The 21,355-nt window shown below is 60.4% G+C and carries 26 protein-coding genes, 1 tRNA gene and 2 pseudogenes; 17 read left to right on the top strand and 12 right to left on the bottom strand.

From position 1 onward, the window contains the following. Positions 1 to 39: 39 nt before the first annotated feature. A pseudogene (locus tag JJD66_RS18495) lies at positions 40 to 231 on the top strand (L-aspartate oxidase); the annotation flags it as partial. Here JJD66_RS18495 and JJD66_RS18490 read toward each other — a convergent pair. Continuing rightward, positions 200 to 646: a protein YgfX gene (locus tag JJD66_RS18490; protein ID WP_105226108.1), complete on the bottom strand. Its 447-nt coding sequence runs from the start codon at positions 644 to 646 to the stop codon at positions 200 to 202. The pseudogene JJD66_RS18495 and the gene JJD66_RS18490 overlap by 32 nt on opposite strands. Continuing rightward, positions 630 to 884 (bottom strand): FAD assembly factor SdhE, encoded by a 255-nt coding sequence (locus JJD66_RS18485; RefSeq protein WP_003189444.1) that lies wholly within the window; start codon positions 882 to 884, stop codon positions 630 to 632. The genes JJD66_RS18490 and JJD66_RS18485 overlap by 17 nt, the downstream gene beginning before the upstream one ends. Before the next feature lie 140 nt (positions 885 to 1,024). Here JJD66_RS18485 and ygfZ point away from each other — a divergent pair, with 140 nt between their 5' ends. Then, positions 1,025 to 1,966: a CAF17-like 4Fe-4S cluster assembly/insertion protein YgfZ gene (gene ygfZ, locus JJD66_RS18480; protein ID WP_200648722.1), complete on the top strand. Its 942-nt coding sequence runs from the start codon at positions 1,025 to 1,027 to the stop codon at positions 1,964 to 1,966. Positions 1,967 to 2,001: 35 nt separating this feature from the next. After that, positions 2,002 to 2,823 (top strand): HDOD domain-containing protein, encoded by an 822-nt coding sequence (locus JJD66_RS18475; RefSeq protein WP_034126564.1) that lies wholly within the window; start codon positions 2,002 to 2,004, stop codon positions 2,821 to 2,823. Here the strand turns inward: JJD66_RS18475 and JJD66_RS18470 are convergent, their stop codons facing one another. Together JJD66_RS18470 and JJD66_RS18465 are read right to left on the bottom strand one after the other, a co-directional pair. After that, entirely contained in the window at positions 2,824 to 4,209 is a 1,386-nt protein-coding gene (locus JJD66_RS18470) for a sensor histidine kinase (RefSeq protein WP_105226105.1), read from the bottom strand. Then, entirely contained in the window at positions 4,202 to 4,873 is a 672-nt protein-coding gene (locus tag JJD66_RS18465; protein WP_014717358.1) for a response regulator, read from the bottom strand. Before JJD66_RS18465 ends, JJD66_RS18470 begins: the two co-directional genes overlap by 8 nt. Positions 4,874 to 5,108: 235 nt before the next feature. Here JJD66_RS18465 and JJD66_RS18460 point away from each other — a divergent pair, with 235 nt between their 5' ends. The 5 genes from JJD66_RS18460 (at position 5,109) to JJD66_RS18440 (ending at position 10,571) form a co-directional block, all read left to right on the top strand. Continuing rightward, positions 5,109 to 6,401 (top strand): OprD family porin, encoded by a 1,293-nt coding sequence (locus JJD66_RS18460; protein WP_200648721.1) that lies wholly within the window; start codon positions 5,109 to 5,111, stop codon positions 6,399 to 6,401. A 28-nt stretch (positions 6,402 to 6,429) separates the two neighbouring features. Beyond that, complete coding sequence (locus JJD66_RS18455; protein ID WP_161793218.1) at positions 6,430 to 7,419, top strand: Bug family tripartite tricarboxylate transporter substrate binding protein; 990 nt, start codon at positions 6,430 to 6,432, stop codon at positions 7,417 to 7,419. 147 nt (positions 7,420 to 7,566) lie between these two features. Beyond that, positions 7,567 to 8,025, top strand: a complete 459-nt coding sequence (locus JJD66_RS18450; protein WP_198715027.1) for a tripartite tricarboxylate transporter TctB family protein — start codon at positions 7,567 to 7,569, stop codon at positions 8,023 to 8,025. A 1-nt stretch (position 8,026) separates the two neighbouring features. Continuing rightward, positions 8,027 to 9,541 carry a tripartite tricarboxylate transporter permease gene (locus JJD66_RS18445; RefSeq protein WP_200648720.1) on the top strand — a complete coding sequence of 505 codons (1,515 nt, stop codon included), beginning with the start codon at positions 8,027 to 8,029 and terminating at the stop codon, positions 9,539 to 9,541. Next, complete coding sequence (locus JJD66_RS18440; protein ID WP_057975659.1) at positions 9,534 to 10,571, top strand: AbrB family transcriptional regulator; 1,038 nt, start codon at positions 9,534 to 9,536, stop codon at positions 10,569 to 10,571. Before JJD66_RS18445 ends, JJD66_RS18440 begins: the two co-directional genes overlap by 8 nt. Positions 10,572 to 10,600: 29 nt before the next feature. Here JJD66_RS18440 and ung read toward each other — a convergent pair whose 3' ends face one another. Beyond that, positions 10,601 to 11,293 carry a uracil-DNA glycosylase gene (ung, locus tag JJD66_RS18435; protein WP_020301023.1) on the bottom strand — a complete coding sequence of 231 codons (693 nt, stop codon included), beginning with the start codon at positions 11,291 to 11,293 and terminating at the stop codon, positions 10,601 to 10,603. A gap of 136 nt (positions 11,294 to 11,429) precedes the next feature. Here ung and JJD66_RS18430 point away from each other — a divergent pair, with 136 nt between their 5' ends. Continuing rightward, on the top strand, positions 11,430 to 12,542 hold the full coding sequence (locus tag JJD66_RS18430; RefSeq protein ID WP_200648719.1) for an enoyl-CoA hydratase/isomerase family protein: 1,113 nt from the start codon (positions 11,430 to 11,432) through the stop codon (positions 12,540 to 12,542). Here JJD66_RS18430 and JJD66_RS18425 read toward each other — a convergent pair. Together JJD66_RS18425 and JJD66_RS18420 are read right to left on the bottom strand one after the other, a co-directional pair. Next, positions 12,528 to 12,980: a DUF3757 domain-containing protein gene (locus tag JJD66_RS18425; protein WP_200648718.1), complete on the bottom strand. Its 453-nt coding sequence runs from the start codon at positions 12,978 to 12,980 to the stop codon at positions 12,528 to 12,530. The genes JJD66_RS18430 and JJD66_RS18425 overlap by 15 nt on opposite strands. A gap of 156 nt (positions 12,981 to 13,136) precedes the next feature. Then, positions 13,137 to 13,496 carry a hypothetical protein gene (locus JJD66_RS18420; protein WP_105226101.1) on the bottom strand — a complete coding sequence of 120 codons (360 nt, stop codon included), beginning with the start codon at positions 13,494 to 13,496 and terminating at the stop codon, positions 13,137 to 13,139. 243 nt (positions 13,497 to 13,739) lie between these two features. Here JJD66_RS18420 and JJD66_RS18415 point away from each other — a divergent pair, with 243 nt between their 5' ends. The 7 genes and pseudogenes from JJD66_RS18415 (at position 13,740) to JJD66_RS18385 (ending at position 17,250) form a co-directional block, all read left to right on the top strand. Beyond that, positions 13,740 to 13,952, top strand: coding sequence for a cysteine-rich CWC family protein (locus JJD66_RS18415; protein ID WP_105226100.1), 213 nt, complete (start codon positions 13,740 to 13,742; stop codon positions 13,950 to 13,952). Continuing rightward, positions 13,942 to 14,634 carry a pseudouridine synthase gene (locus JJD66_RS18410; protein WP_198715033.1) on the top strand — a complete coding sequence of 231 codons (693 nt, stop codon included), beginning with the start codon at positions 13,942 to 13,944 and terminating at the stop codon, positions 14,632 to 14,634. The genes JJD66_RS18415 and JJD66_RS18410 overlap by 11 nt, the downstream gene beginning before the upstream one ends. 304 nt (positions 14,635 to 14,938) lie before the next feature. Beyond that, positions 14,939 to 15,823: an alpha/beta fold hydrolase gene (locus tag JJD66_RS18405; protein ID WP_200648717.1), complete on the top strand. Its 885-nt coding sequence runs from the start codon at positions 14,939 to 14,941 to the stop codon at positions 15,821 to 15,823. A gap of 113 nt (positions 15,824 to 15,936) precedes the next feature. Continuing rightward, a tRNA-Gly gene (locus JJD66_RS18400) sits at positions 15,937 to 16,010 on the top strand. A gap of 108 nt (positions 16,011 to 16,118) precedes the next feature. After that, a pseudogene (locus JJD66_RS18395) lies at positions 16,119 to 16,234 on the top strand (type II toxin-antitoxin system HicB family antitoxin); the annotation flags it as partial. 85 nt (positions 16,235 to 16,319) lie between these two features. Continuing rightward, positions 16,320 to 16,652 carry a hypothetical protein gene (locus tag JJD66_RS18390; protein WP_200648739.1) on the top strand — a complete coding sequence of 111 codons (333 nt, stop codon included), beginning with the start codon at positions 16,320 to 16,322 and terminating at the stop codon, positions 16,650 to 16,652. Positions 16,653 to 16,749: 97 nt separating this feature from the next. Further along, positions 16,750 to 17,250 carry a methylated-DNA--[protein]-cysteine S-methyltransferase gene (locus JJD66_RS18385; protein WP_105226097.1) on the top strand — a complete coding sequence of 167 codons (501 nt, stop codon included), beginning with the start codon at positions 16,750 to 16,752 and terminating at the stop codon, positions 17,248 to 17,250. Positions 17,251 to 17,341: 91 nt separating this feature from the next. On the opposite strand, the gene JJD66_RS18380 is transcribed toward JJD66_RS18385, so the two are convergent. The 4 genes from JJD66_RS18380 to JJD66_RS18365 all read right to left on the bottom strand — a co-directional run bounded on the left by JJD66_RS18380 (position 17,342) and on the right by JJD66_RS18365 (position 20,026). Continuing rightward, complete coding sequence (locus JJD66_RS18380) at positions 17,342 to 17,869, bottom strand: DUF4142 domain-containing protein (RefSeq protein WP_003189402.1); 528 nt, start codon at positions 17,867 to 17,869, stop codon at positions 17,342 to 17,344. Positions 17,870 to 17,988: 119 nt separating this feature from the next. Beyond that, entirely contained in the window at positions 17,989 to 18,630 is a 642-nt protein-coding gene (locus JJD66_RS18375; protein WP_198715036.1) for a LysE family translocator, read from the bottom strand. A 46-nt stretch (positions 18,631 to 18,676) separates the two neighbouring features. After that, the gene (gene fos / locus JJD66_RS18370; protein ID WP_200648716.1) at positions 18,677 to 19,093 is read right to left on the bottom strand and encodes a fosfomycin resistance glutathione transferase; all 417 of its coding nucleotides are present in this window, start codon (positions 19,091 to 19,093) and stop codon (positions 18,677 to 18,679) included. Further along, positions 19,094 to 20,026, bottom strand: a complete 933-nt coding sequence (locus tag JJD66_RS18365) for a LysR family transcriptional regulator (protein ID WP_442800179.1) — start codon at positions 20,024 to 20,026, stop codon at positions 19,094 to 19,096. Positions 20,027 to 20,103: 77 nt separating this feature from the next. Between JJD66_RS18365 and JJD66_RS18360 the strand changes: the two genes are divergently transcribed. After that, a complete protein-coding gene (locus tag JJD66_RS18360) occupies positions 20,104 to 20,580 on the top strand; it encodes a DMT family transporter (RefSeq protein ID WP_200648714.1) in 477 nt (158 codons plus the stop codon). Here JJD66_RS18360 and JJD66_RS18355 read toward each other — a convergent pair. Beyond that, positions 20,552 to 21,226 carry an NAD(P)H-binding protein gene (locus JJD66_RS18355; RefSeq protein WP_200648713.1) on the bottom strand — a complete coding sequence of 225 codons (675 nt, stop codon included), beginning with the start codon at positions 21,224 to 21,226 and terminating at the stop codon, positions 20,552 to 20,554. The two genes, JJD66_RS18360 and JJD66_RS18355, sit on opposite strands and share 29 nt — an antisense overlap. Positions 21,227 to 21,355: the final 129 nt, after the last annotated feature.

Here is a 21,355-nt window from a genome sequence, read left to right as displayed (position 1 = left end):
TGAAACCCCTGTATCCATTGGGTTTAGCCTCACAGGGTCGAGTTCTACAGCAATTATAAGGTCAGCCGCGACCTGATCGAGTTGCGCAACCTGGCCCAAGTGGCCGAGCTGATGATCCGGTCGGCCATGGAGCGAAAGGAAAGCCGCGGCCTGCATTACACCCTCGACTACCCACAGATGCTGCCCGAAGCCCGGGACACTATCCTGGTGCCAACCACCTACGGCGGCTGAACTTCAGGCGTACCCGCAGGCGCCGGTGCACATCGGCCGCCTGCGCATCCTTTGGCACGCAGATTGACCGCACCCGCCACTCACCCTGCACCCGGTAACGCAACACCACGATCAGCGGCAACGCCAGGCTGTCGGGCCGCAGTTGCACAGGGTGCCACCCGCGCGCGGCGCTCCATAACTGCCAGCCATCGTCGTCACGGCGCAGGCCACGAATCGACGAACGGTGAGTGAGCAGGATTTGCCGCGGCAATACCCAGGCACAATGAGCCAGGCATAGCAGGATGCCAAGGCTTGAATAAGGCAGGTCGAGAGCCAGCAGGCTGCTCAGCGCGACCAGCTGGGCAAGGACATAGGCCGCCAGCAACAGCCGTGAGGCCTGCCAGCGGCATTCGAAACGATTACTTGGGCTGGACACGATCCAGGATCATCCGAACCATGCGCTGCAGCTCCGGGTCTTCGGATTCGGCGCGCTCCATGAACCAGCCAAACATGTCCTGGTCTTCGCACTCGAGCAACCTGACGTAGAGGTCGCGGTCCACCTGATTGAGCGTCGCGTATACCTCTTTGGTGAAAGGCACCAGCAACACATCCAGCTCCAGCATGCCGCGACGGCTGTGCCAGTAGAGGCGATTGATTTCTACATCTTCGACCATGGAGCCCTCCTAAAATAGAGCGCAAGTATACAGCCCCGACGACACTGGAACAGTCGGCTTTGGTCGCCCTATATGGAAACTATGCATTTGCCGGACGCCCCTCTATGATGCACCCATGACTTTTTGACCTGCGATGACCCATGGCTGACTCCGCTTTTTTCTGCTCCCTGTCCCACGAAGGCGTTCTCGCCGTCCGCGGCTCTGATGCTGCCAAGTTCCTGCAGGGCCAACTGACCTGCAACCTCAATTACCTGAGTGATACCCAGGCCAGCCTGGGCGCGCGCTGCACGCAAAAAGGCCGGATGCAGTCGAGCTTCCGCATCCTGCTGCAGGGTGATGGCGTACTCCTGGCCATGGCCACCGAGTTGCTTGAGCCGCAGTTGGCGGATCTGAAAAAGTACGCGGTGTTCTCCAAATCCAAGCTCACCGACGAAAGCGCTGCCTGGGCGCGCTTCGGCCTGGTGAACGCAGACGCGGCCTTGACCGATCTAGGCCTGGAACTGCCAGTCGAGACCGACAGCGTGGCACGCAACGAGGCATTGATTGCCGTCCGCGTTTCCCCGGGCCGTGCCGAACTCTGGGTACCTGCCGAACACGCCGACGCCGTGCGTAGCCAATTGGCCGCGCAGTTGCAACAAGCTGAATTGAATGCCTGGCTGCTTGGCCAGATCCGTGCCGGTATCGGCCAGGTGATGCCCCAGACGCGCGAGCTGTTCATTCCGCAGATGCTCAACCTGCAGGCTGTGGGCGGCGTCAGCTTCAAGAAAGGCTGCTACACCGGCCAGGAAATCGTCGCGCGCATGCAGTACCTGGGCAAACTCAAGCGGCGCCTGTATCGCCTGAGCCTGGAGGCCGACGAACTTCCTGAGCCAGGCACTCCGTTATTTTCCCCGAGCCATAACAGCGCGATCGGCGAAGTGGTCATCGCAGCAAAAGCTGACCAGTCGATTGAACTTCTCGCCGTGCTGCAAGCCGAAGCTGCCGACAGTGGCGACGTGCGCTTGGGAACCCTGGAGGGCCCGGGCTTGCACCTGCTTGACCTGCCCTACCAACTGGACCGTGATCGCGAGATCCAGCGTTAATCGCCGTACTTTTTGCAGCACCCTAGAGAGCATGAATGAACAAGCTGGCGGAAAAAGTCCAACAAGCGTTGGTAACGGCCATCGACAACGATGACCTGGTTCTGCCGACATTGCCGGAGGTGGCCCTGAAAATTCGCCAGGCCGCCGAAGACCCGGACATCAGCATCAGCCACCTGAGCAAAGTGATCAGCCGTGACACGGCCCTGTCGGCGCGCCTGATCAAAGTGGTCAACAGCCCGTTGCTGCGGGCCAGTCAGGAAGTCACCGACCTGCACACCGCCATCACCCGGCTCGGTACCAACTACAGCAGCAACCTGGCTATCGGCCTGGTGATGGAGCAGATCTTTCACGCCCGCTCCGAAGTGGTCGAACAGAAAATGCGCGACGTGTGGCGCCGCAGCCTGGAAGTGGCGGGCGTGAGCTACGCCTTGTGCCGTCGCCACAGCCAGCTCAAGCCAGACCAGGCGGCCCTGGGTGGCTTGGTGCATCAGATAGGCGTGCTGCCGATCCTCACGTATGCCGAGGATCACTATGAGCTGCTGGCCGACCCCGTCAGCCTCAACCACGTCATCGACAGCATCCACCCGGTGCTGGGGGACAAGCTGCTGCGGGTCTGGGACTTCCCTGAGATGCTGGTGAACGTGCCGGGCCAATACCTGGACCTGACGCGCGACTCTGCAAGCCTGGACTACGTCGACCTGGTGCAGGTCGCCGCGCTGTACTGCCACCGCGGCACCGACCACCCCCTGGGAACCGTGCCGATTACCGCCTTGCCGGCCCTCATGAAGTTGCGCATAGACCTGCACAGCGACGCCCTGCGCAGCGAACTGGACGAAGCGCGCTCGATGTTTTACTGATCAACCCGCGATAAAACTCACGCGCACCTTAAGCCCCGCCAGTTCGCCATCATGCAGGCTGATCTGCGCCAGGTGCGCACGGCAAATCTCCCCGACAATCGCCAGCCCCAAGCCCGACCCCATGCCCTGCTGGCTGCGTCGATAAAAGCGTTCGAACACCCGGTCCCGCTCATCCAGTGGGATGCCAGGGCCGTCATCCTCGACTTCCAGCACCGCCGGAGCCGTCACTCGCAAAATCACATTGCCGCCGGGCGGGGTATGGGCCAAGGCGTTATCCACCAGGTTGCTGAGCAGCTCATTCAACAGCGTTGGTTCGCCGCGCAGCCATACCGGCTCGTCGGCCTCCAGCGCCAGGGCCACGCCCCGCGCGTGGGCCAGCGGCGCCATGGCCATACCGAGCTCACGGGCCAATTGGCTTAAATCGAGCAACTGCGCACCGCCTTCAGCAATAGCTCGTGCACCGTTTTCGATACGAGCCAGGGACAACAATTGATTGGCCAGGTGCGTCAGGCGGTCGGTGCCCTGGGCGGCCGTTTCCAGGGTGCTGCGCCAGGTGGCCGGTTCTTCGGCACGCAGGCCCAGTTCCAGCCGGGCCTTGAGCGCCGCCAGGGGGGTGCGCAGCTCGTGGGCAGCGTCGGCAATAAACTGCGCCTGGCGCTCGAACTGCCCGCGCAGACGTTCGGTGAAATGGTTGAGAGAGCGCACCAGCGGGCCGAACTCATCCTGAACTTCCACTAATGGCAGAGGCCGCAGGTCATCAGGCTGGCGCTCTTCCACCGCCGTACGCAGGCGTTCCAGCGGGCGCAGTGCGGCGCTCACCGCGAACCACACCAGCAATAACGCACCGATGGCGAGCATGCCCAGACGCAGCAGTGTATCGGCCATCAGGCTGCGGGCCATGGCCACCCGGGCTTCGTCGGTCTCCGCGACACGAACTTCGGCCATGCCATTCATGTTCGGCTCCGAGACGGCCTTGAGCAGGCTCACCACGCGCACCTGCTGGCCCAGGTACATGGCGTTGTAGAACCGCGCCAAGGCTGGATAATCGTCGGTGCGGGGCGTGCCCGGCGGCGGGCCAGGCAGGTTTTCGTAACCGGAAATCAGTTTCTGATCAATATCATTGACCTGGTAATAAATGCGCCCGGCACTGTCGTAGGCAAAGGTGTCCAGGGCCACATAGGGCACATTGGCGCTGAGTGTGCCGTCCACCTGGGTCAAGCCGGCGGCAATGGTGCGTGCCGAGGCCAGCAGCGTGCGGTCATAAGCGGTGTCGGCGGCTTCGCGACCGTTCCAATAAGCGCTCATGCCGCTGGCGAGCATCAACAACACCAGCAATAACGCAAGGTTGCACAGCAAGCGCCAGCGAAGGCTGCTGGGCTTATGCATCACGGGCTTCCAGCAAATAGCCAAGGCCGCGGAAGGTGACGATGGCGATGGGTTGGCCATCGAGCTTCTTGCGCAGGCGATGCACGTAGATTTCGATGGCGTCGGGGCTGGCCTCCTCGTCCAGGCCGAATACCTGGGACGCCAATTGTTCCTTGCTCATCACGCGCCCCGGCCGGGCGATCAACGCTTCGAGCACCGCTTGTTCTCGGGAGGTCAAGGTCATCAGTTCGCCTGCGACCGTGAAGCGCCGGGTGTCGAGGTCGTACACCAGCACACCGCAGGTTTGCTGGCGCTCGCCGCCCAACACGCTGCGCCGCAACAGTGCCTTGACCCGTGCTTCAAGCTCCGTGAGTTCAAACGGTTTGGCCAGGTAGTCATCGGCGCCCAGGTTCAGGCCGTGCACGCGGTCTTTTACATCACTGCGAGCAGTCAGCATCAGCACCGGCAGGTTTTTTCCACGCGCCCGCAAACGTGCTAGCACCTCGAAACCATCCAGGCGCGGCAACCCTACGTCCAGGATCACCGCGGCGTATTCCTCGCTGCTCAAGGCCAGGTCCGCCGCCACGCCGTCATGCAACACATCAACGGTCAAACCCATGCTCTTGAGCGCTTGGGCGACACTTTCGGCGAGCTGAAGATGGTCTTCAACCAGGAGAACACGCATGGATTTCTACCTCGTTCAGGGGTGGTCGGCGCCACGCTTTGCCCGGCAGTTTACAGCCGCAACCTGGCCTGTGAAGCCCGAAAACATTGAAAGGCGATTGAAAGGTTAGTGAAAGCTTCGCCCTTTAGCATCCAACCACGGTGGTCTATGCCCGCCGAGTTGCCTGACCCGTAGCGCCCGAAAAACGCCTCGAAGCGTTTTCGCCAGAATAAGAACAATAACGGAGTACACCACGATGCTGTCGACCCAGCCACAGGCTTGCCCGCCTGTTCGTTCTTCCCGCCTGACCCACACCGCCCTCGCCAGTGCCGCTGCCCTTGCCGGCTTTTCGCCGCTCAGCCAGGCTGCCTTCTTCGAAGACAGTAGCGCGACCCTGGAAACCCGCAATATGTACTTCAACCGCGACTTTCGCGACGGTACCAGTGCCCAGCAATCCAAGCGCGACGAATGGGCCCAAGGCTTCATGCTCAACCTGCAATCAGGCTACACCGACGGCACCGTCGGCTTTGGCGTGGATGCGCTGGGCATGCTCGGCGTCAAGCTCGACTCCAGCCCCGACCGCACCGGCACCGGCCTGCTGCCGACCCACGATGACGGCCGCGCCGCCAACGAGTACTCCAAGCTGGGCCTGACCGGTAAAGTGAAAATCTCCGCCACCGAGCTGAAGATCGGCTCGCTGATCCCCGAACTGCCGATCCTCAAGCCCAACGACGGGCGCATCCTGCCGCAGACCTTCAACGGTGGCTTGATCACCTCCAAGGAATTCAAGAACCTGGTATTCACTGGTGGTCGCCTGGACAAAGCCAAGGACCGCGACGACACCAACTACGAAGACATCGCGCTCAATAACAAGAACAGCCGCTTCCTCAGCGGTGCCACCGGCAAGCACTTCAACTTCGGCGGCGTCGACTACAAGTTCGCCGACAAGATCATCGGCAGCTACCACTTCGCCCAACTCGACGACGTGTATCGCCAACACTTCCTCGGCATGGTCGCCTCACGCCCGATGGGCCCTGGCACTTTCGCCGCCGACCTGCGACTGGCAATCAGCGATGACACCGGCTCGGCCCGCGGCGGCAATATCGACAACAAGTCCCTCAACGGCCTGTTCAGCTATGCCCTCAATGGCCATAAGCTCAGCGCCGGCTACCAGCACATGTCCGGCGACAGCGCCTTCCCGTATGTGGATGGCAGTGACCCGTACCTGGTCAACTTCGTGCAGATCAACGATTTTGCCGGCGCCGAAGAACGCTCCTGGCAGGCACGTTACGACTACGATTTCGCCAAGCTGGGCATTCCTGGCTTGAGTTTCATGAGCCGTTACCTCTCGGGTGACAACATCAAGCTCAAGAACGGCGAGACCGGCAAAGAGTGGGAACGCAACAGCGAGATCAAGTACGTGGTGCAAAGCGGCACGTTCAAAGATGTGGCCGTGCGCCTGCGTAACGCCACCTATCGTTCCAACTATTCGGCCCGTGATGCGGATGAAATGCGCTTGCTGGTCAGCTATAGCGTCGCACTTTGGTAGTAACCCCCTCATAACAAAAACGATGGAGATCACCATGACCCTTTCACTGCGTAAATTTGCCCTCGCCGCTGGCTGCATGCTGTTCGCCGGCCAACTGCTGGCCGCCGACGAACCCAAGCGGCCGGAATGCATCGCCCCGGCCTCCCCAGGCGGCGGTTTTGACCTGACTTGCAAACTGGCGCAAAGCGCGCTGGTGAACCAAAAGCTGCTGACCAAGCCGATGCGTGTGACCTACATGCCAGGCGGCGTGGGCGCGGTAGCCTACAACGCGGTCGTCGCCCAGCGCCCTGCGGATGCGGGCACGTTGGTCGCCTGGTCGAGCGGTTCGCTGCTGAACCTGGCCCAGGGCAAGTTCGGCCGTTTTGATGAAAGCGCCGTGCGCTGGTTGGCGGCAGTGGGCACCAGCTATGGCGCCATCGCGGTGAAAAGCGACTCGCCCTACAAGACCCTCGATGACCTGGTCAAAGCCCTGAAGAAAGACCCAGGCAGCGTGGTGATCGGCTCTGGCGGCACCGTCGGCAGCCAGGACTGGATGCAAACCGCGCTGATCGCCAAGGCCGCCGGGATCAACCCGCGCGAACTGCGTTACGTCGCCCTTGAGGGTGGCGGTGAAATCGCTACGGCTCTGCTGGGGGGGCATATCCAGGTGGGCAGTACCGACATCTCCGACTCCATGCCGCATATCCAGAGCGGCGATATGCGCCTGCTGGCGGTGTTCTCCGAGCAACGCCTGGATGAGCCGGAAATGAAGGATATCCCGACCGCCAAAGAGCAAGGCTACGACATCGTCTGGCCGGTGGTGCGTGGCTTCTACCTGGGGCCAAAGGTCAGCGATGCCGACTACGCCTGGTGGAAAGACGCCTTCGACAAACTGCTGGCTTCCGAAGAGTTCGCCAAGCTGCGTGACCAGCGCGAGCTGTTCCCGTTCGCCATGACGGGCCAGGAGCTGGACACCTACGTGAAGAAACAGGTGGCTGACTACAAAGTGCTGGCCAAAGAGTTCGGCCTGATCCAGTAATCGCCCCTCTTTTGTGTAATGCCCCTGCAGGAGCGAGCGTGCTCGCGAAGAACCCAAGGACATCCACGTGCGTCCAGAGAGCACGCGTTATCGTTGAAGTTTTTCGCGAGCAAGCTCGTTCCTACAAGAGGGGCCTTGGAGTTTTCTATGCTCTTACAACGCATTTTCGCTGCCGTGCTATTGCTGGCCTGTATCGGCCTGGCACTGATGGCTTGGCCGTATCAGGCGGCTTTTTCCTACGAACCCGTAGGGCCAAGAGCCTTCCCCCTGCTGTTGCTCGGGCTGATGGGTCTGGCGCTTATCTACATGATGATTCGCCCGCAGGCGACCAAACACACTGACGATGAACCCGCGCTGGACCAACCCACGTTGATCAAGATCGGCATCTGTGTGGCCCTGCTGCTGGTGTTTGCCGCCACGTTCGAATCCTTGGGCTTCATTCTCAGCAGCATGCTGATCGGTATTCCGATGGCACGGCTGTACGGCGGCCGCTGGTGGCCCAGCGTGGTGATCATCACCTTGATGAGCGTCGGGCTTTATCTGCTGTTCGATAAAACCATGGACGTACCGTTGCCCCTCGGCCTGCTCGACGTTCTGGAGAACTGATATGGATACTTTTGGCTATTTGGGCCAGGGTTTCGGCATTGCGCTGAGCCCCTATAACCTGGTGACCGCGTTGTGCGGCACCCTGATCGGCACCGTGGTCGGCCTGTTGCCGGGCCTGGGCCCGATCAACGGCGTGGCACTGCTGATTCCCATCGCCTTCGCCCTGGGCTTGCCGCCCGAGTCGGCGCTGATCCTGCTGGCAGCCGTGTACCTGGGCTGCGAATACGGTGGCCGCATCAGTTCGATTCTGCTGAACATCCCAGGCGAAGCCTCCACCGTGATGACCACCCTCGACGGCTACCCGATGGCCCGCAAAGGCCTGGCTGGCGTGGCACTGTCGTTGTCGGCCTGGAGTTCGTTCATCGGCGCGTTTATCGCCACCTGCGGCATGGTGCTGTTCGCCCCGCTGCTGGCCAAGTGGGCAATTGCGTTCGGCCCGGCGGAATATTTCGTCCTGATGGTGTTTGCGATTGTCTGCCTGGGCGGCATGGCCGGTGACAAACCGCTGAAGACGTTTGTTGCCGCGCTGATCGGCTTGTTCCTCTCTTGCGTGGGCATCGACGCCAACAGCGGTGTATACCGCTTTACCGGCGACAATATTCACCTGACCGACGGTATCCAGTTCGTGGTCCTGGTGCTCGGCCTGTTCTCCATCAGCGAGATTCTCCTGCTGCTGGAAAAAACCCACCGTGGCCAGGAAGCGGTGAAAGCCACAGGGCGCATGATGTTCAACGTCAAGGAAGCCTTGTCGGTGCTCACCGTGAATCTTCGTTGCGGCGTGTCGGGCTTTATCATCGGCGTGTTGCCGGGCGCTGGTGCGACCATGGCCTCGGCCGTTGCCTACATGACCGAGAAACGCATCGCAGGCGCCAGCGGCAAATTCGGTCAGGGCGACATGCGCGGCCTGGCAGCTCCTGAAACCGCAATCGGCGCGTCGGTCTGCGGCGCTATGGTACCCATGCTGACCCTCGGCGTTCCTGGCTCGGGCACCACGGCGGTGATGATCGGCGCGCTGTCGCTGTACAACATCACCCCCGGCCCATTGCTGTTCCAACAGCAACCGGACATTGTCTGGGGCCTGATCGCCTCGTTGTTCATTGCCAACATCATGCTGGTGGTGCTCAACATCCCGATGATCCGCATCTTCACCCGTATCCTCGCCGTGCCGAACTGGGCGCTGGTGCCGGTGATCGCCATCATCACCGCGATTGGCGTGTACGCCGTGCATGCCACTACCTTTGATCTGTTCCTGATGATCGCCATCGGCATCTTCGGCTACATCCTGCGCAAGCTGGACTTCCCGCTGTCGCCGCTGCTGCTGGGCTTTATCCTCGGCGGCCTGATGGAGCAGAACCTACGCCGTGCGCTGTCGATCTCCAACGGTGCGCTGGAAATCCTGTGGTCGAGCCCGATCACCTTTGGCGTCTGGGTGCTGACCGCAATCATGCTGCTTGTACCGCTGCTGCGTATCTGGCGTAAACGCGAGCAACAGCGTCGTGCCCTGGCCGATGTCTGAGGTCACCTTTAAACATTGGTGGGGAACACCGCTGGTCGGCCTGGCCGGCGGTTACCTGGCCAGCCTGGTGGGCTGGCCGTTGCCGTACATGGTCGGCTCGTTGCTGGCGATCATCCTGGTGCGCTGCCTGACGCCCTGGCAATTGGCAGAGATTCCCGGCGGGCGCAAATGCGGCCAATGGGTGGTGGGCATCGGCATCGGCCTGCACTTCACCCCGGTGGTGATCGAGCAGGTGATGAGCCACTTCGGCCTGATTTTCTTCGGTGCACTGGTCACCAGCTTGTCGAGCGTGGTGGGCGTATGGTTGATGCGCCGCAGCGGTGAAGACCGCGCCACGGCGTTTTTCTCCAGCATGCCGGGCGGCTCCGGGGAGATGGTCAACCTTGGCGCCCGCAATGGCGCGGTGCTCAGCCGGGTTGCGGCCGGGCAAAGCCTGCGTGTGCTGGTGGTGGTGCTGTGTGTGCCAGCGATCTTCAAATATTTGCTCGGAGGCGGCGCGCCGCAGTTCCATCCGGCGCCCGTGGACTGGGCGTGGCTGGCCGTGCTGTTTCCGGTGGGTGCGCTGGTTGCCTGGGGCTGGCAACGCTTGCGCCAACCCAACCCTTGGCTGTTCGGGCCATTGCTGGTGAGTGCGATCGCCAGTGTGACCTGGGATTTACACATCGGCCTGCCAGACGGCGGCAGTCAGATCGGCCAATGGTTGATCGGCAGTGGTTTGGGCTGCCACTTCAATCGGCAGTTCTTCCGTCGCGCGCCATCGTTCATGGGCCGCACCTTGATTGGCACGGCGTTGACCATGCTGCTGGCGACGTTAGCGGCGGTGGGCTTGAGCGCCCTCACTCACCTCGACCTGCGATCACTGACCCTGGGCATGATGCCAGGCGGTATCGCTGAGATGAGCCTGACAGCTGAAACCCTGCAGCTGTCGGTGCCCTTGGTGACGGCGATGCAGGTGATGCGCTTGTTGTTCGTGCTGTTTTTGGCCGAGCCTTTGTTTCGGCACTGGAACCGTCAGCCAGCCCCCCTCTAAAACCTCCCACATGTTGAATGTGCCAGGCCTCAGACCGGTGGCAAACGCCACTCAATGGGGGCCTCGCCATTCTGCTCGAGAAACTTGTTGGCCCGGCTGAAATGCCCGCAGCCCAGAAACCCGCGATACGCCGACAACGGCGACGGATGTACCGAGGTCAGCACCAGATGCTTGGTGGCGTCGATGAGCTTCTGCTTGCTTTGAGCATGAGCGCCCCACAGCAGGAACACCAGGTGCGGCTGATGCTCGCTGACTACCTCGATAATCCGATCGGTAAAGAACTGCCAGCCCTTGCCCGCATGGGCGTTGGCGTTGGCGCGCTCCACGGTCATGGTGGTGTTGAGCATCAGCACGCCCTGGTCGGCCCAGCTTTGCAGGTAGCCGTGGTTGGGGATGTCGATGTTCAGGTCGCGCTTGAGCTCTTTATAGATATTGACCAGCGACGGCGGCGCCGGCACGCCCGGTTGTACCGAGAAGCACAGGCCATGGGCCTGGCCAGGGCCGTGGTAGGGGTCTTGTCCGAGGATCACGACCTTGACCTTGTCCAGCGGCGTTGAGTTGAGCGCGTTGAAAATCAATGGGCCGGGGGGGTAGATCTCTTTGCCAGCAGCATGTTCCTGGCGCAGAAACTCGCGCAATTGCGCCATGTAGGGCTTCTCGAACTCCTCCCGCAGGGCGTGTTTCCAGCTGGGTTCGAGTTTGATACGGTCGCCATCGGTCATAGTTGAATTGTCTTGTAAAAAAGAATGAGGCGAACCCTAGGAAAGCCGACCCCGCTTGTCAATTGATCTGACACAGCACCGGCACTTTCCCACGAAGGGATCATACTCATCCTTCACCTTCTCGATTGAGGTCACGATGAACCTGCATTTCGAAGAACTGACCGGCAGTGGCGGCGCTCGCATCGGTATCGCCAGCCTGGACGCGCCAAAGTCCCTTAACGCCCTCTCCCTGCCGATGATTCTGGCCCTGGATGAGCGCATGGAGGCCTGGGCCAAAGACCCGCAGATCGTCTGCGTGCTGCTGCGCGGCAACGGCCCCAAAGCTTTTTGCGCCGGTGGCGAAGTGCGCAGTCTGGCTCAGGCTTGCCGTGAACAGCCGGGCGAAGTTCCGACCCTGGCCGCGCAGTTTTTTGCCGCCGAATATCGTCTTGACTACCGCCTGCACACCTACCCGAAGCCGTTGATCTGCTGGGGCCACGGTTATGTATTGGGCGGTGGCATGGGCCTGTTGCAAAGCGCCGCCGTGCGTATCGTTACGCCAAGCAGTCGTTTGGCCATGCCCGAGATCAGCATTGGCTTGTACCCGGATGTGGGGGCCAGTTGGTTCTTGTCCCGCTTGCCAGGCAAGCTCGGCCTGTTCCTGGGCCTCACCGGCGCCCATATCAACGGTCGCGACGCGCTGGACTTGGGCCTGGCCGACCGTTTCCTGCGTGATGACCAGCAAGACGATCTGCTCGATGGCCTGCTGCAGCTGAACTGGCAGGAACAGAGCGCGATGCAACTCAACAGCTTGCTCAAGGCCCTGGCGCAGGAGGCAATCAGCGATCAACCCGAAGCGCAATGGCTACCGCGCCGCGCACAGATCGACGAATGGCTGGATGTAGGAGATGTGCGGTGTGCCTGGCGCGCCTTGAGCCTGCTGCGCGACCACAGCGACCCGCTATTGAGCCGGGCCGGCAAAACCCTCAATGAGGGCTGCCCACTGACGGCGCATCTGGTGTGGGAACAGCTCCAGCGTGCCCGTCACCTCTCATTGGCCCAGGTGTTCGAGATGGAATACACCCTGAGCCTCAACTGCTGCCGTCATCCGGAATTCGCCGAAGGGGTTCGGGCGCGCCTGATCGACAAAGACCAGGCGCCTCGTTGGCACTGGCCGGATATCAACACACTCCCGGAAACGGTGGTGCAGGCGCACTTTGACAAAGCCTGGGAAGGTAGGAATCCTCTGGCAGATTTATCTGATTACTGACAGGCCTGTACGCTTTTCGTTGACCTTGAAAGCGCAATTGTCCGGCTGGCTGTCCTCGCACGTATACACCGGCAACTCGAACGCATCGGGCTGCAGCCTCCAATACAAGGTGCTGGTCAACGACATGTTGATAACCTCATTGCCGCTGCTTGGCCTCAACGCTACCACCCCGTTCCAACTGGTGCGGTAGATGCACTTGTCCATGTAGCCGTTTCCTCTCTCCTCGCCCTCGCCCGGCATGAAGACTGCACCAATGAATCCGTCAATAACACCACGAGACGCAACCTTCGGGCTCTGCCAGCGCAGGCCATTGTCCTTGGCGCGATAATGGCCGTCGGCGTACGCGATCTGCGTCGTATAAGGACAGCCCTGCTCCGCTTTTGCCGGCGCAATGACGTAGCTCAACAGCAGCAGCACGCAAATCAATTGTTTGAACATAGGGATTCCATCTGCTCAGTCTCACCACGCAAAAGCACAGGCTTTGCGCTAGTGAAGTACAGCTAGCACCTCAAAGATAGCTGTTAAATCTGACAGTACAGACGTACGGTACCCATAAAAAACGGCGCATGATGCGCCGCTTGTTTTTCAAGATATTTAACGGTGACCGCCGCGACCACCTCCGTGGTCGGAACCACGTCCACGCCCGCCATTCCCCCAGCGGTCGCCCCACCCATGGTTTGGGGAGGGCCTGTAGCCGGCCCGCGGGTAATAGCGCGGGGCTGGTTGGTAGTAGCGCGGCGCCGAATAGTAACGAGGCTGTGGCGCATAGTAACGAGGCGCTGGCGCGTAATAGCTGCGCCCAGAAGGGTAATAACGCGGGCCGCCGTAATAATAGGCTGGCGCCGGTGCGGTGTAGACCTCGGAGCGATAGTAGGTAGCGCCTCCATCGTAATAGGGCACGCAGGCTGAAAGGGTCAGGCCGAGCAAAGCGATGAGCAGCAGTCGTCGATACATGGCGGCCTCCTGGACCGCGGAAGAGCTCCTCCAGCGACGCTGGCGAGCGGCATTTAGCTTTCACTGAATGACGAAACATCTGACATCAAAAACCGAATCTGGTGCGTTCGCGACACAAGTGGAAACATCTGTTTCAAACGAAGTGAAAGCCCGCCAAAACGCCATGAGGATGGAATGCCGCGCAGCAGCGCTGTATCGTGCAACAACTAACGTGCCCTACCCGATTTCCTTCTGAACCAACCCATGACCTCGCCGACTCTTTGCCCCGCCTGTGGTGCCCGCAACGACTGCTCCCTGGCCGATCCGCGCACTGCCGATCAAGCCTGCTGGTGCTACAGCGTCAGAATCGACCCGGCGGTGCTTGAAGCCCTGCCGGATGAGTTGCGTAATAAAGCCTGCCTGTGCCCACGCTGCGCCCAGGTGGACGAACAGTTGCGGAACCGCAATGCGCGTTGATCGTTTCCTCAGCAACCTGCCACAGTTCAATCGCAAGCAAGTGCGCCTGTTGCTGGTGGAACGCCGGGTGACCGTTGAAGGGGTTGCGGTCAGCGATCCTCACCATGACGTACGTGAATTCAGCCAGGTCTGCGTTGATGGTGAAATCCTGCAAGCGGGCAAGCCGGCGCGCTATTTCATGCTGCACAAACCCCAGGGTTGTGTCAGCGCCACGTCGGACCCGCAACACTCCACGGTCCTTGACCTGCTGGACGAACCGGACAAAGCCGAACTGCATATCGCCGGGCGCCTGGATTTCAACACCACCGGCCTTATGCTGATCACCAACGACGGCCAATGGTCGCGGCGCCTCACGCAACCGCAGACCAAGTTGCCCAAGGTGTACCACGTGCAAACCGAACAGGACATCGGCCCGCAGTACGCGGTGACGTTCGCGGCGGGCGTGTATTTCGCTTTCGAAGATCTCACCACCCAACCTGCCGAACTTGAACTGCTGGGTCCCAGGACAGCGCGGTTGAGCATCATCGAAGGCCGATATCACCAGGTCAAACGCATGTTCGGTCATTTTGATAACAAGGTGATCGGCCTGCACCGCGAGCGAATGGGGCCGTTAATGCTCGATGCGTCGCTTGCGCCGGGTCAGTATCGGCCACTGACTGACGAAGAGATCCTAAAAGTCTGACGACCGTTCAGCCGATGATGGCAAAAAACCAGCCGCTCGCCTTGCGACATGCGTTCCGTACTGCTTGAATCAGGGCTTCAGCCAGATAATGACTGATGAGTCGCCTATAACCTCCAAGAAACACCTTGCCTCGCCCGCGCCTGATCCACGGGCCTTCCCGGCAAACCGCCCGCCATAACAACACCCGCCGGCCAGCCGTCATCGGACCGACATGGGCCCTCATTTTCCAGGCGTATGCCTACCTGTCATAAAGCTCGTGCAGAGTGATCTGCGCGCACTACCCGCTTGCCAGGAGTCTTACGACATGAGGCCAGAAATCGCTGTGCTGGATATACAGGGTCAGTATCGGGTGTACACGGAGTTCTATCGCGCGGACGCGGCGGCAAAGACCATCGTCCTGGTCAACGGCTCAATGGCGACCACAGCGTCCTTCGCTCAAACCGTGAAAAGCCTGTACCCGCAATTCAATGTGGTGTTGTACGACCAGCCCTACGCTGGCCGTTCCAAAATCCATAACCGTCATGAGCAGATGCTTACCAAGGAAGTCGAAGGCCAGATCCTCCTTGAACTGCTCGACCACTTCGCCGCTGAACACGTATTGTCCTTCTCCTGGGGCGGGGCCGCCACGTTGGTTGCCCTCGCACAGCGACCCCATCGGGTAGAAAAAGCCGTGATCAGCTCATTCTCGCCGGTGATCAATGCGCCCATGCGTGACTACCTCGAACGTGGCGTCGACTACCTGGGCAACCTCGACCGCGACCGCGTCGGCCATCTGGTTAACAGCACCATCGGCAAGCACCTGCCTTCGCTGTTCAAACGCTTCAACTACCGCCATGTCAGCAACCTGGCCGCACACGAATACGGGCAGATGCACTTTCACATCAGCCACGTGCTCAACAGCGACCGGCAGTGCTACCTCAAGGCAGCCAGGCAGATCGATATTCCAGTGTTGTTCTTGAACGGCGAGTGGGACGAATACACCAGTGCAGACGACGCCAAACTGTTTGGCCAGCATGTGGCCAAGAGCAGCTTCAGCACCATTCAGGCGACGGGACACTTCCTGGACATGGAACATAAAGCCGCGTGCCGCGACAGCCGTGAGGCCGTGGTGGGCTTCTTGAAAGGGCAGCGGCCCGCAAGCCCGTTACGGTATAGCCAGGGCCAGGCGCAGCATGCATGGACGCTTTGAAATCAGGCCTGAGACTGTGGCGAGCAAGCTGTGTCGCCACACGCAACTCTCACATTTTTCAAAGAAAAACTTCAAATCCAGCTGAACATCTGGTACAAAGTCAGCCGCTCTGAGCGGGTATAGTTTAGTGGCAAAACGAAAGCTTCCCAAGCTTTAGTTGAGGGTTCGATTCCCTCTACCCGCTCCACTCAGATTTGCACTTGCGTCAGGGGGTTTCTGGCGGAGGCTGCACAAAAAACCGGTCCTTGGTGACCGGTTTTTTTATGCCTAAAATTTAGTCTCCAGCACTCATCTGCTGCTCGGCTATCTGTTGAATCGCATCGTTGAATACGTGTTGAATCATCCACAGGAAAAAGCTGCTCGGGGTTTCTGGCATTCGCAGCGCGAAAGGTATTACAACAGGAGCGATAGGTACGCCTAAGCAAAGTCTTACAGGAAGACCGGCAACACCTCACGATAATGTAGGCTCATCGGCCCAGAGTTCGGAAACATGGAAATGCTGGACACCAAAAAAGCTACACCCAAAATCATCCTGTGCCAAGTAGCCGGCTGGGTGTTGGTTTTGCCGCTGCTGGTCTCGTTTGTACGGCTGCCCTTGCCCCTCGAATTATTGCTGGAGTCAGGAGTGATTGCCGCCTCAGCGTATGGCGTGAGGTTTGCCTGGCGTCACGCAACCCCACGCGCGGCTGTGTTCGCTTTGTTTGTCACCCTGCTCAACGTCATTTCTATGGTCATGTTAAGTACAGCGTCAGCACTCAAGGCCCTTTACATTATCGCCTGGCTCTACGGGTACCCCCATTATTCCAGCTGGGTTTACTGGAATGTCTAGTTGGGCAAGAATTTGACCGCAAGAAACGTAGTTCCCAACCCCCTTGCTGGAACTACAGTGGCGTCGTCCCCATCAACGCCCTTCAAGGAAACTGCTCATGGACTACCAGTACAAGCTCATGCCTTCCCCTGTCGGTGAACTCACCCTGGTGGCGCGGGATGGCAAACTCAACGCCATCCTCTGGGAAGTAGAACGTGCCAATCGCGTGCGCCTGGGTGAATTGATCGAAGCCGACGACAGCCCAGTGCTCTTGGAAACCGAGCGTCAATTGCAGGAATACTTCGCCGGAAAGCGTAACCACTTCGAACTGGAACTGGACTTCACCGGCACTGACTTCCAGAAGCAAGTCTGGCAAGCACTGCTGACCATTCCCTTCGGCGAAACCCGCAGCTATAGCCAGATCGCACAGCAGATCGGCAACCCCAAAGCCGTGCGCGCCGTCGGCGCCGCGAATGGGCGCAACCCCATTTCAATCATTGCGCCATGTCACCGGGTGATCGGTGCCTCCGGCGGACTGACCGGGTTCGCAGGCGGGCTGGCAGCCAAGCAGTATTTGCTCGCACTTGAAGGCACAGGTCAGACGGAACTGGCGTTATAGACGGCATTGACCCATACCCCGTCTAAAACCCTGCATAAAAACGGCGGTGGGAGTCCCCTCCCACCGCCGCTTTTCAGATCGGGCAGCGGCCTCAACCGTCGCCTTGATGGCCCTTACCGTAGGTCGACGCCAGGGCCCGGGCTTTTTGCAAGCGCTCTTCGAGCTTGGGCAGCGTCTCATCCACCAGTGCCTTTATCTCTGGCACATCCGACGCCGCACCTTCTTTCTGGAACAGGGCAATGGCGTCTTCGTTCTCCTTGACCTGCTGCGCGGTATAGGCCGCGTCAAAGGAATCGCCGTCCTTGAGTTCAGGCATCAGGGTTTCGGCCTTATCAACGATCTTCTCCCGTGGGGCCACTGGCAAATCAAGCTTCTTGGCGATCGCCGCCAAGTGCTGGTTGGCCAGAGTGCGCTCGTTGATGACCTCAATGGTGTAGTCCTTGATTTCCTGGGACGAGGTCTTGGCGTGGGCCATGCGACTGGTTTCGATATCGGCCATGCCTTTGGCCGAAGCCTGCTCGATGAATTCTGCAGGCGACTGGGCGAAAGCATTGCTGGCGCCGAGGCCCAGCAGCATCGCGAAACTGGCGGTGCGTAACCGGATAGCCATGCGGCTCATGATGGGTTCCTCCAGGGCAAAAATAGGCGCGGGAGCATACAACCCGCCCTGAATTCGAATTTTCACGGCGGTAAAGGTTTAGAAAAAACTTACCTGTGCGACGAACGGTCGTCGTCGCCTCAGGCCGCTTTGCTGCCGAACAGGCCCGGCAATGCGTGCGCCAGGGCATTGAGGGCGAAGCCGATAAACATTACGCCGCAGAGCTTGGTGATCAGGATTTCATGGCGTTGATACAGCGTGCGCACCCGTTGGGCACCCACCACGCCGATCAGGATCGCGTAGGCCAGCAAACCACCGACAAAGCTCAGCAGAATCAAGGTCGGCAGCATCGACCAAGTCAACAACTCGGCCCGGCTGGACAGCAACGCGGTGAACGTCGCCACGGCAACCGGGTAGGCCTTGGGGTTGGTCAAGCCAAACAGAATACCGTGCCAGAACGGATGGCGCGCCGCGCCCTGAGGAGCGTCGCTGTTGCGGCGTTGGGTACGGATCGCACGCCAGCCGAGCCAGAACAAATAAAGTCCACTGAGTACACCGAGTACGTCAAACGCACTGCTGCCGACTTCCCGCGCACCGACGATGGCAATCAGCGCCGTACTGCACCACACCACATCGCCGAGCAAATGACCGCACAAGAATCCTGCCCCGGCACGCCGGCCACGGGCCGCACCGATGCCGAATACGGCCAGGACACCGGGGCCAGGGGTAATGCCGTAGATAAAACCCGAAGCCAGTACGGCGAACAGCAAGGATGGGGTCATGGTAGACGCTCCGACAGACGCTTGAAGGTGAACGATTCTGCATGTTTCAGCGCGGTGGGTAAAACTTCATTCCAGCATAGGGCCGGGCGCGACAGGCTTGCAGCCGCGAGGCCAGATCGCCGACATGGAGCTCCAGCTTATGGCCGTCGGGATCGAGAAAATAAAACGATGCGCCTTCGCTGCGGTTGTCTCGCCACTCCTGTATGCCGGCGGCGCGCAGGCATTCGACCAAAGGAGTGAAATCAGCAGCATCGACAGTAAGGGCATAGTGGGTGTAATCCACCGCCGGAGCAGTCGAGCGCAACGGGTCCAGCGACAGGCACAGCCAAAGCCCAGGCAGTGAGAGGTAGGCACCGTTGTCCCAGGTTGCGTCGAGCTGCAGGCGCAGCAGGTCTTGATAGAAACTGACGCTGCGCGGCACATCGGTGACGGCCAGGGTCAGGTGGTTGAAACCGCTGAGCATCTAGGTGTTCTCGCGTTGTCGTGGGTCTGCGGACAATACACCCACCACCCTGCCAATCAACCACTGTAACCCCACATCCCCACCCCGCCGCGTATGCCAGGCCAGCTCAAAGGCAAACGACGGAATATGAAACGGCGGTGGCACGGCCAGCAATTGCCGAGCGTCAATATTCATCAAACCCCGGGACGACACCGTCAGAATCAGGTCCGTACCCTGGATCAACTGCGGCGCCACACCCCAGTGCGGCAGGCTTATAGCTACATGGCGGCGTTCACGAATGGCCGTCAGCGCCCGTTCTATTTCTGGCGTGCCGCTGCCGCGCATCTCCAGCAGCACATGGGGGCGTGACAGGTATGTCGGCAGGTCCAGCACTCCGTTGGGCGCAAGGCTGGTGGGGTCGACCAGGCAGGTGTAATGCTCTTCGAACAGCGGCGTAGTCCGCAGTTCGGCGGGCATGTCGGGGAATACACCCGCAGCCAGGTCGAGGTCGCCATTGAGCACACCCTCAACCATGCCTTCACGGCTGGCCTGGATGATCTGCAAGTCGATACCGGGCGCTTCATGGCGTAGGAGGCGAACCAGGCCCGGCAGGAATATCGCCGCACTGTAGTCCGACATCGCCACGCGAAAGCGGCGCTTGGCCGAGGCGGGATCAAAACGATTCGGCGCCAGTAAGGCCTGCACCTGGGCCAGGGCTTCGGTCAATGGCGCCGCCAATTCCAGGGCGCGGGCGGTTGGCACCAGTGTGCCGCCCTGACGCATCAGCAGCGGGTCGCCCAGCATATCGCGCAGCCGCGCCAACGCATGGCTGACCGCCGGCTGGCTCAGGTGCAGGCGCTCGGCGGCGCGGGTGACGTGTTGCTCGCTGAGCAAGGCGTCGAGGATCACGAGCAGGTTAAGGTCGACGCGGCGCAGATCATTCATAAGCTGCATGCCCAGCATAAGACTTTGGAATTTAAATTTGCGCGACGAATACCCTAGAGTCCAGCAAAACCTTTGGGAGCGTCGAGATGACTGTGTTGCATTGGGTAGGTTTGTTAGCACTGGCGGTGTTCGCCGGCGCGGTGGTGCCGTTTCAGAGTGCGATCAACGCCAACCTCGGGCGCGGGCTCGGCCATCCGTTGTGGGCCACCCTGGCATCGTTGCTGGTGAGCATCATCGTGCTGCTGCCGGTGATTGTGGCGATGCGTTTACCCCTGCCGAGCCTGGCCTTTATCAGCAAGGCACCGTTGTGGATGTGGGCCGGTGGTGCCTTTGGCGTGTGTTCTATTTCATTGGCGTTGATGCTGCTGCCCAAGCTCGGCGCATCGGGCTTCATTGCGCTGGCCATGGCCGGGCAGGTTCTCGCGTCATTGCTGCTGGACCATTTCGGCCTGTTCGGCCTGGTGGAACGTCAGTTGACAACCTCCCGGGCGTTAGGCGCGTTACTGCTGATCAGCGGCGTTGCGCTGATTCAGTTCAGCGGCGCTCAGCCGCAAGGCGATTGATCTGGGCCTGCTCCACCACGGGCTGCGGCGCGCCTTGGCTGGCCGCCTGCAACATCGCACGGCCGACGGTCTCGGTGCTCACCACCCAATCCGGTTTCAGTCGCCGCACAAACGAAAGCACCGGCCCAAGCATGCTATAGAAAGATTGATACAACGGCGTCTTCGAACGCACACCGTGCAACGGCTGGATGATCCCCGGACGGAACAGATACACCGCCTTGAACGGCAAGCGCAGCAAGGCATTTTCGGTCTTGCCCTTGACCCGCGCCCACATCGACTTGCCGGCTTCGGAACTGTCCGTGCCAGCGCCGGACACATAGATAAAGGTCATCTGCGGATTGAGCCGCGCCAGGGTACTGGCCGCCACGAGGGTCAGGTCATAGGTGAGGTGGGTATAGCGCGCCTCCTTCATGCCCGCCGACGAAACGCCGAGGCAAAAGAAACATGCATCAAAACCCTGCAACAAGTTTTCCAGGGGTTGAAAATCCAGCATGTCGTTGTGCAATACCTGATGCAGCTTGCCGTGCTCCTGGGTCAAGGGCGTGCGACCGACGGCCACCACTTCCTGCACATCGGCCGCCAGCAGGCACTCGCGCAGCACACCCTGGCCCACCATGCCGGTGGCGCCGAATAACAGAACTCTCATCAAATATTCCTTCATCCCACTGACTTGGCGAGTCGATATACGAGCCTCTTGAAGGCTACCGGCCCATCCGCCCTGCACGCCGGCACCTTACTCACTTCACTGACGCACAGCCCCATTAAATCGCATGAT

The organism is Pseudomonas sp. MF6751, assembly GCF_016613265.1.
Classification (GTDB): Bacteria; Pseudomonadota; Gammaproteobacteria; order Pseudomonadales; family Pseudomonadaceae; genus Aquipseudomonas; species Aquipseudomonas fluorescens_BV.
Note: the sequence above shows the minus strand (reverse complement) of the source record. Positions and strands in the feature narration are given on the sequence as shown.

Excerpts from the sequence above, each read along its gene's own strand:
- JJD66_RS18485 (WP_003189444.1), bottom strand. The coding sequence starts at position 884 with ATGGTCGAAGATGTAGAAATCAATCGCCTCTACTGGCACAGCCGTCGC.
- ygfZ (WP_200648722.1), top strand. The coding sequence starts at position 1,025 with ATGGCTGACTCCGCTTTTTTCTGCTCCCTGTCCCACGAAGGCGTTCTC.
- JJD66_RS18475 (WP_034126564.1), top strand. The coding sequence starts at position 2,002 with ATGAACAAGCTGGCGGAAAAAGTCCAACAAGCGTTGGTAACGGCCATC.
- JJD66_RS18470 (WP_105226105.1), bottom strand. The coding sequence starts at position 4,209 with ATGCATAAGCCCAGCAGCCTTCGCTGGCGCTTGCTGTGCAACCTTGCG.
- JJD66_RS18465 (WP_014717358.1), bottom strand. The coding sequence starts at position 4,873 with ATGCGTGTTCTCCTGGTTGAAGACCATCTTCAGCTCGCCGAAAGTGTC.
- JJD66_RS18460 (WP_200648721.1), top strand. The coding sequence starts at position 5,109 with ATGCTGTCGACCCAGCCACAGGCTTGCCCGCCTGTTCGTTCTTCCCGC.
- JJD66_RS18450 (WP_198715027.1), top strand. The coding sequence starts at position 7,567 with ATGCTCTTACAACGCATTTTCGCTGCCGTGCTATTGCTGGCCTGTATC.
- JJD66_RS18445 (WP_200648720.1), top strand. The coding sequence starts at position 8,027 with ATGGATACTTTTGGCTATTTGGGCCAGGGTTTCGGCATTGCGCTGAGC.
- JJD66_RS18440 (WP_057975659.1), top strand. The coding sequence starts at position 9,534 with ATGTCTGAGGTCACCTTTAAACATTGGTGGGGAACACCGCTGGTCGGC.
- ung (WP_020301023.1), bottom strand. The coding sequence starts at position 11,293 with ATGACCGATGGCGACCGTATCAAACTCGAACCCAGCTGGAAACACGCC.
- JJD66_RS18430 (WP_200648719.1), top strand. The coding sequence starts at position 11,430 with ATGAACCTGCATTTCGAAGAACTGACCGGCAGTGGCGGCGCTCGCATC.
- JJD66_RS18425 (WP_200648718.1), bottom strand. The coding sequence starts at position 12,980 with ATGTTCAAACAATTGATTTGCGTGCTGCTGCTGTTGAGCTACGTCATT.
- JJD66_RS18420 (WP_105226101.1), bottom strand. The coding sequence starts at position 13,496 with ATGTATCGACGACTGCTGCTCATCGCTTTGCTCGGCCTGACCCTTTCA.
- JJD66_RS18415 (WP_105226100.1), top strand. The coding sequence starts at position 13,740 with ATGACCTCGCCGACTCTTTGCCCCGCCTGTGGTGCCCGCAACGACTGC.
- JJD66_RS18410 (WP_198715033.1), top strand. The coding sequence starts at position 13,942 with ATGCGCGTTGATCGTTTCCTCAGCAACCTGCCACAGTTCAATCGCAAG.
- JJD66_RS18405 (WP_200648717.1), top strand. The coding sequence starts at position 14,939 with ATGAGGCCAGAAATCGCTGTGCTGGATATACAGGGTCAGTATCGGGTG.
- JJD66_RS18390 (WP_200648739.1), top strand. The coding sequence starts at position 16,320 with ATGCTGGACACCAAAAAAGCTACACCCAAAATCATCCTGTGCCAAGTA.
- JJD66_RS18385 (WP_105226097.1), top strand. The coding sequence starts at position 16,750 with ATGGACTACCAGTACAAGCTCATGCCTTCCCCTGTCGGTGAACTCACC.
- JJD66_RS18380 (WP_003189402.1), bottom strand. The coding sequence starts at position 17,869 with ATGAGCCGCATGGCTATCCGGTTACGCACCGCCAGTTTCGCGATGCTG.
- JJD66_RS18375 (WP_198715036.1), bottom strand. The coding sequence starts at position 18,630 with ATGACCCCATCCTTGCTGTTCGCCGTACTGGCTTCGGGTTTTATCTAC.
- fos (WP_200648716.1), bottom strand. The coding sequence starts at position 19,093 with ATGCTCAGCGGTTTCAACCACCTGACCCTGGCCGTCACCGATGTGCCG.
- JJD66_RS18365 (WP_442800179.1), bottom strand. The coding sequence starts at position 20,026 with ATGCAGCTTATGAATGATCTGCGCCGCGTCGACCTTAACCTGCTCGTG.
- JJD66_RS18360 (WP_200648714.1), top strand. The coding sequence starts at position 20,104 with ATGACTGTGTTGCATTGGGTAGGTTTGTTAGCACTGGCGGTGTTCGCC.
- JJD66_RS18355 (WP_200648713.1), bottom strand. The coding sequence starts at position 21,226 with ATGAGAGTTCTGTTATTCGGCGCCACCGGCATGGTGGGCCAGGGTGTG.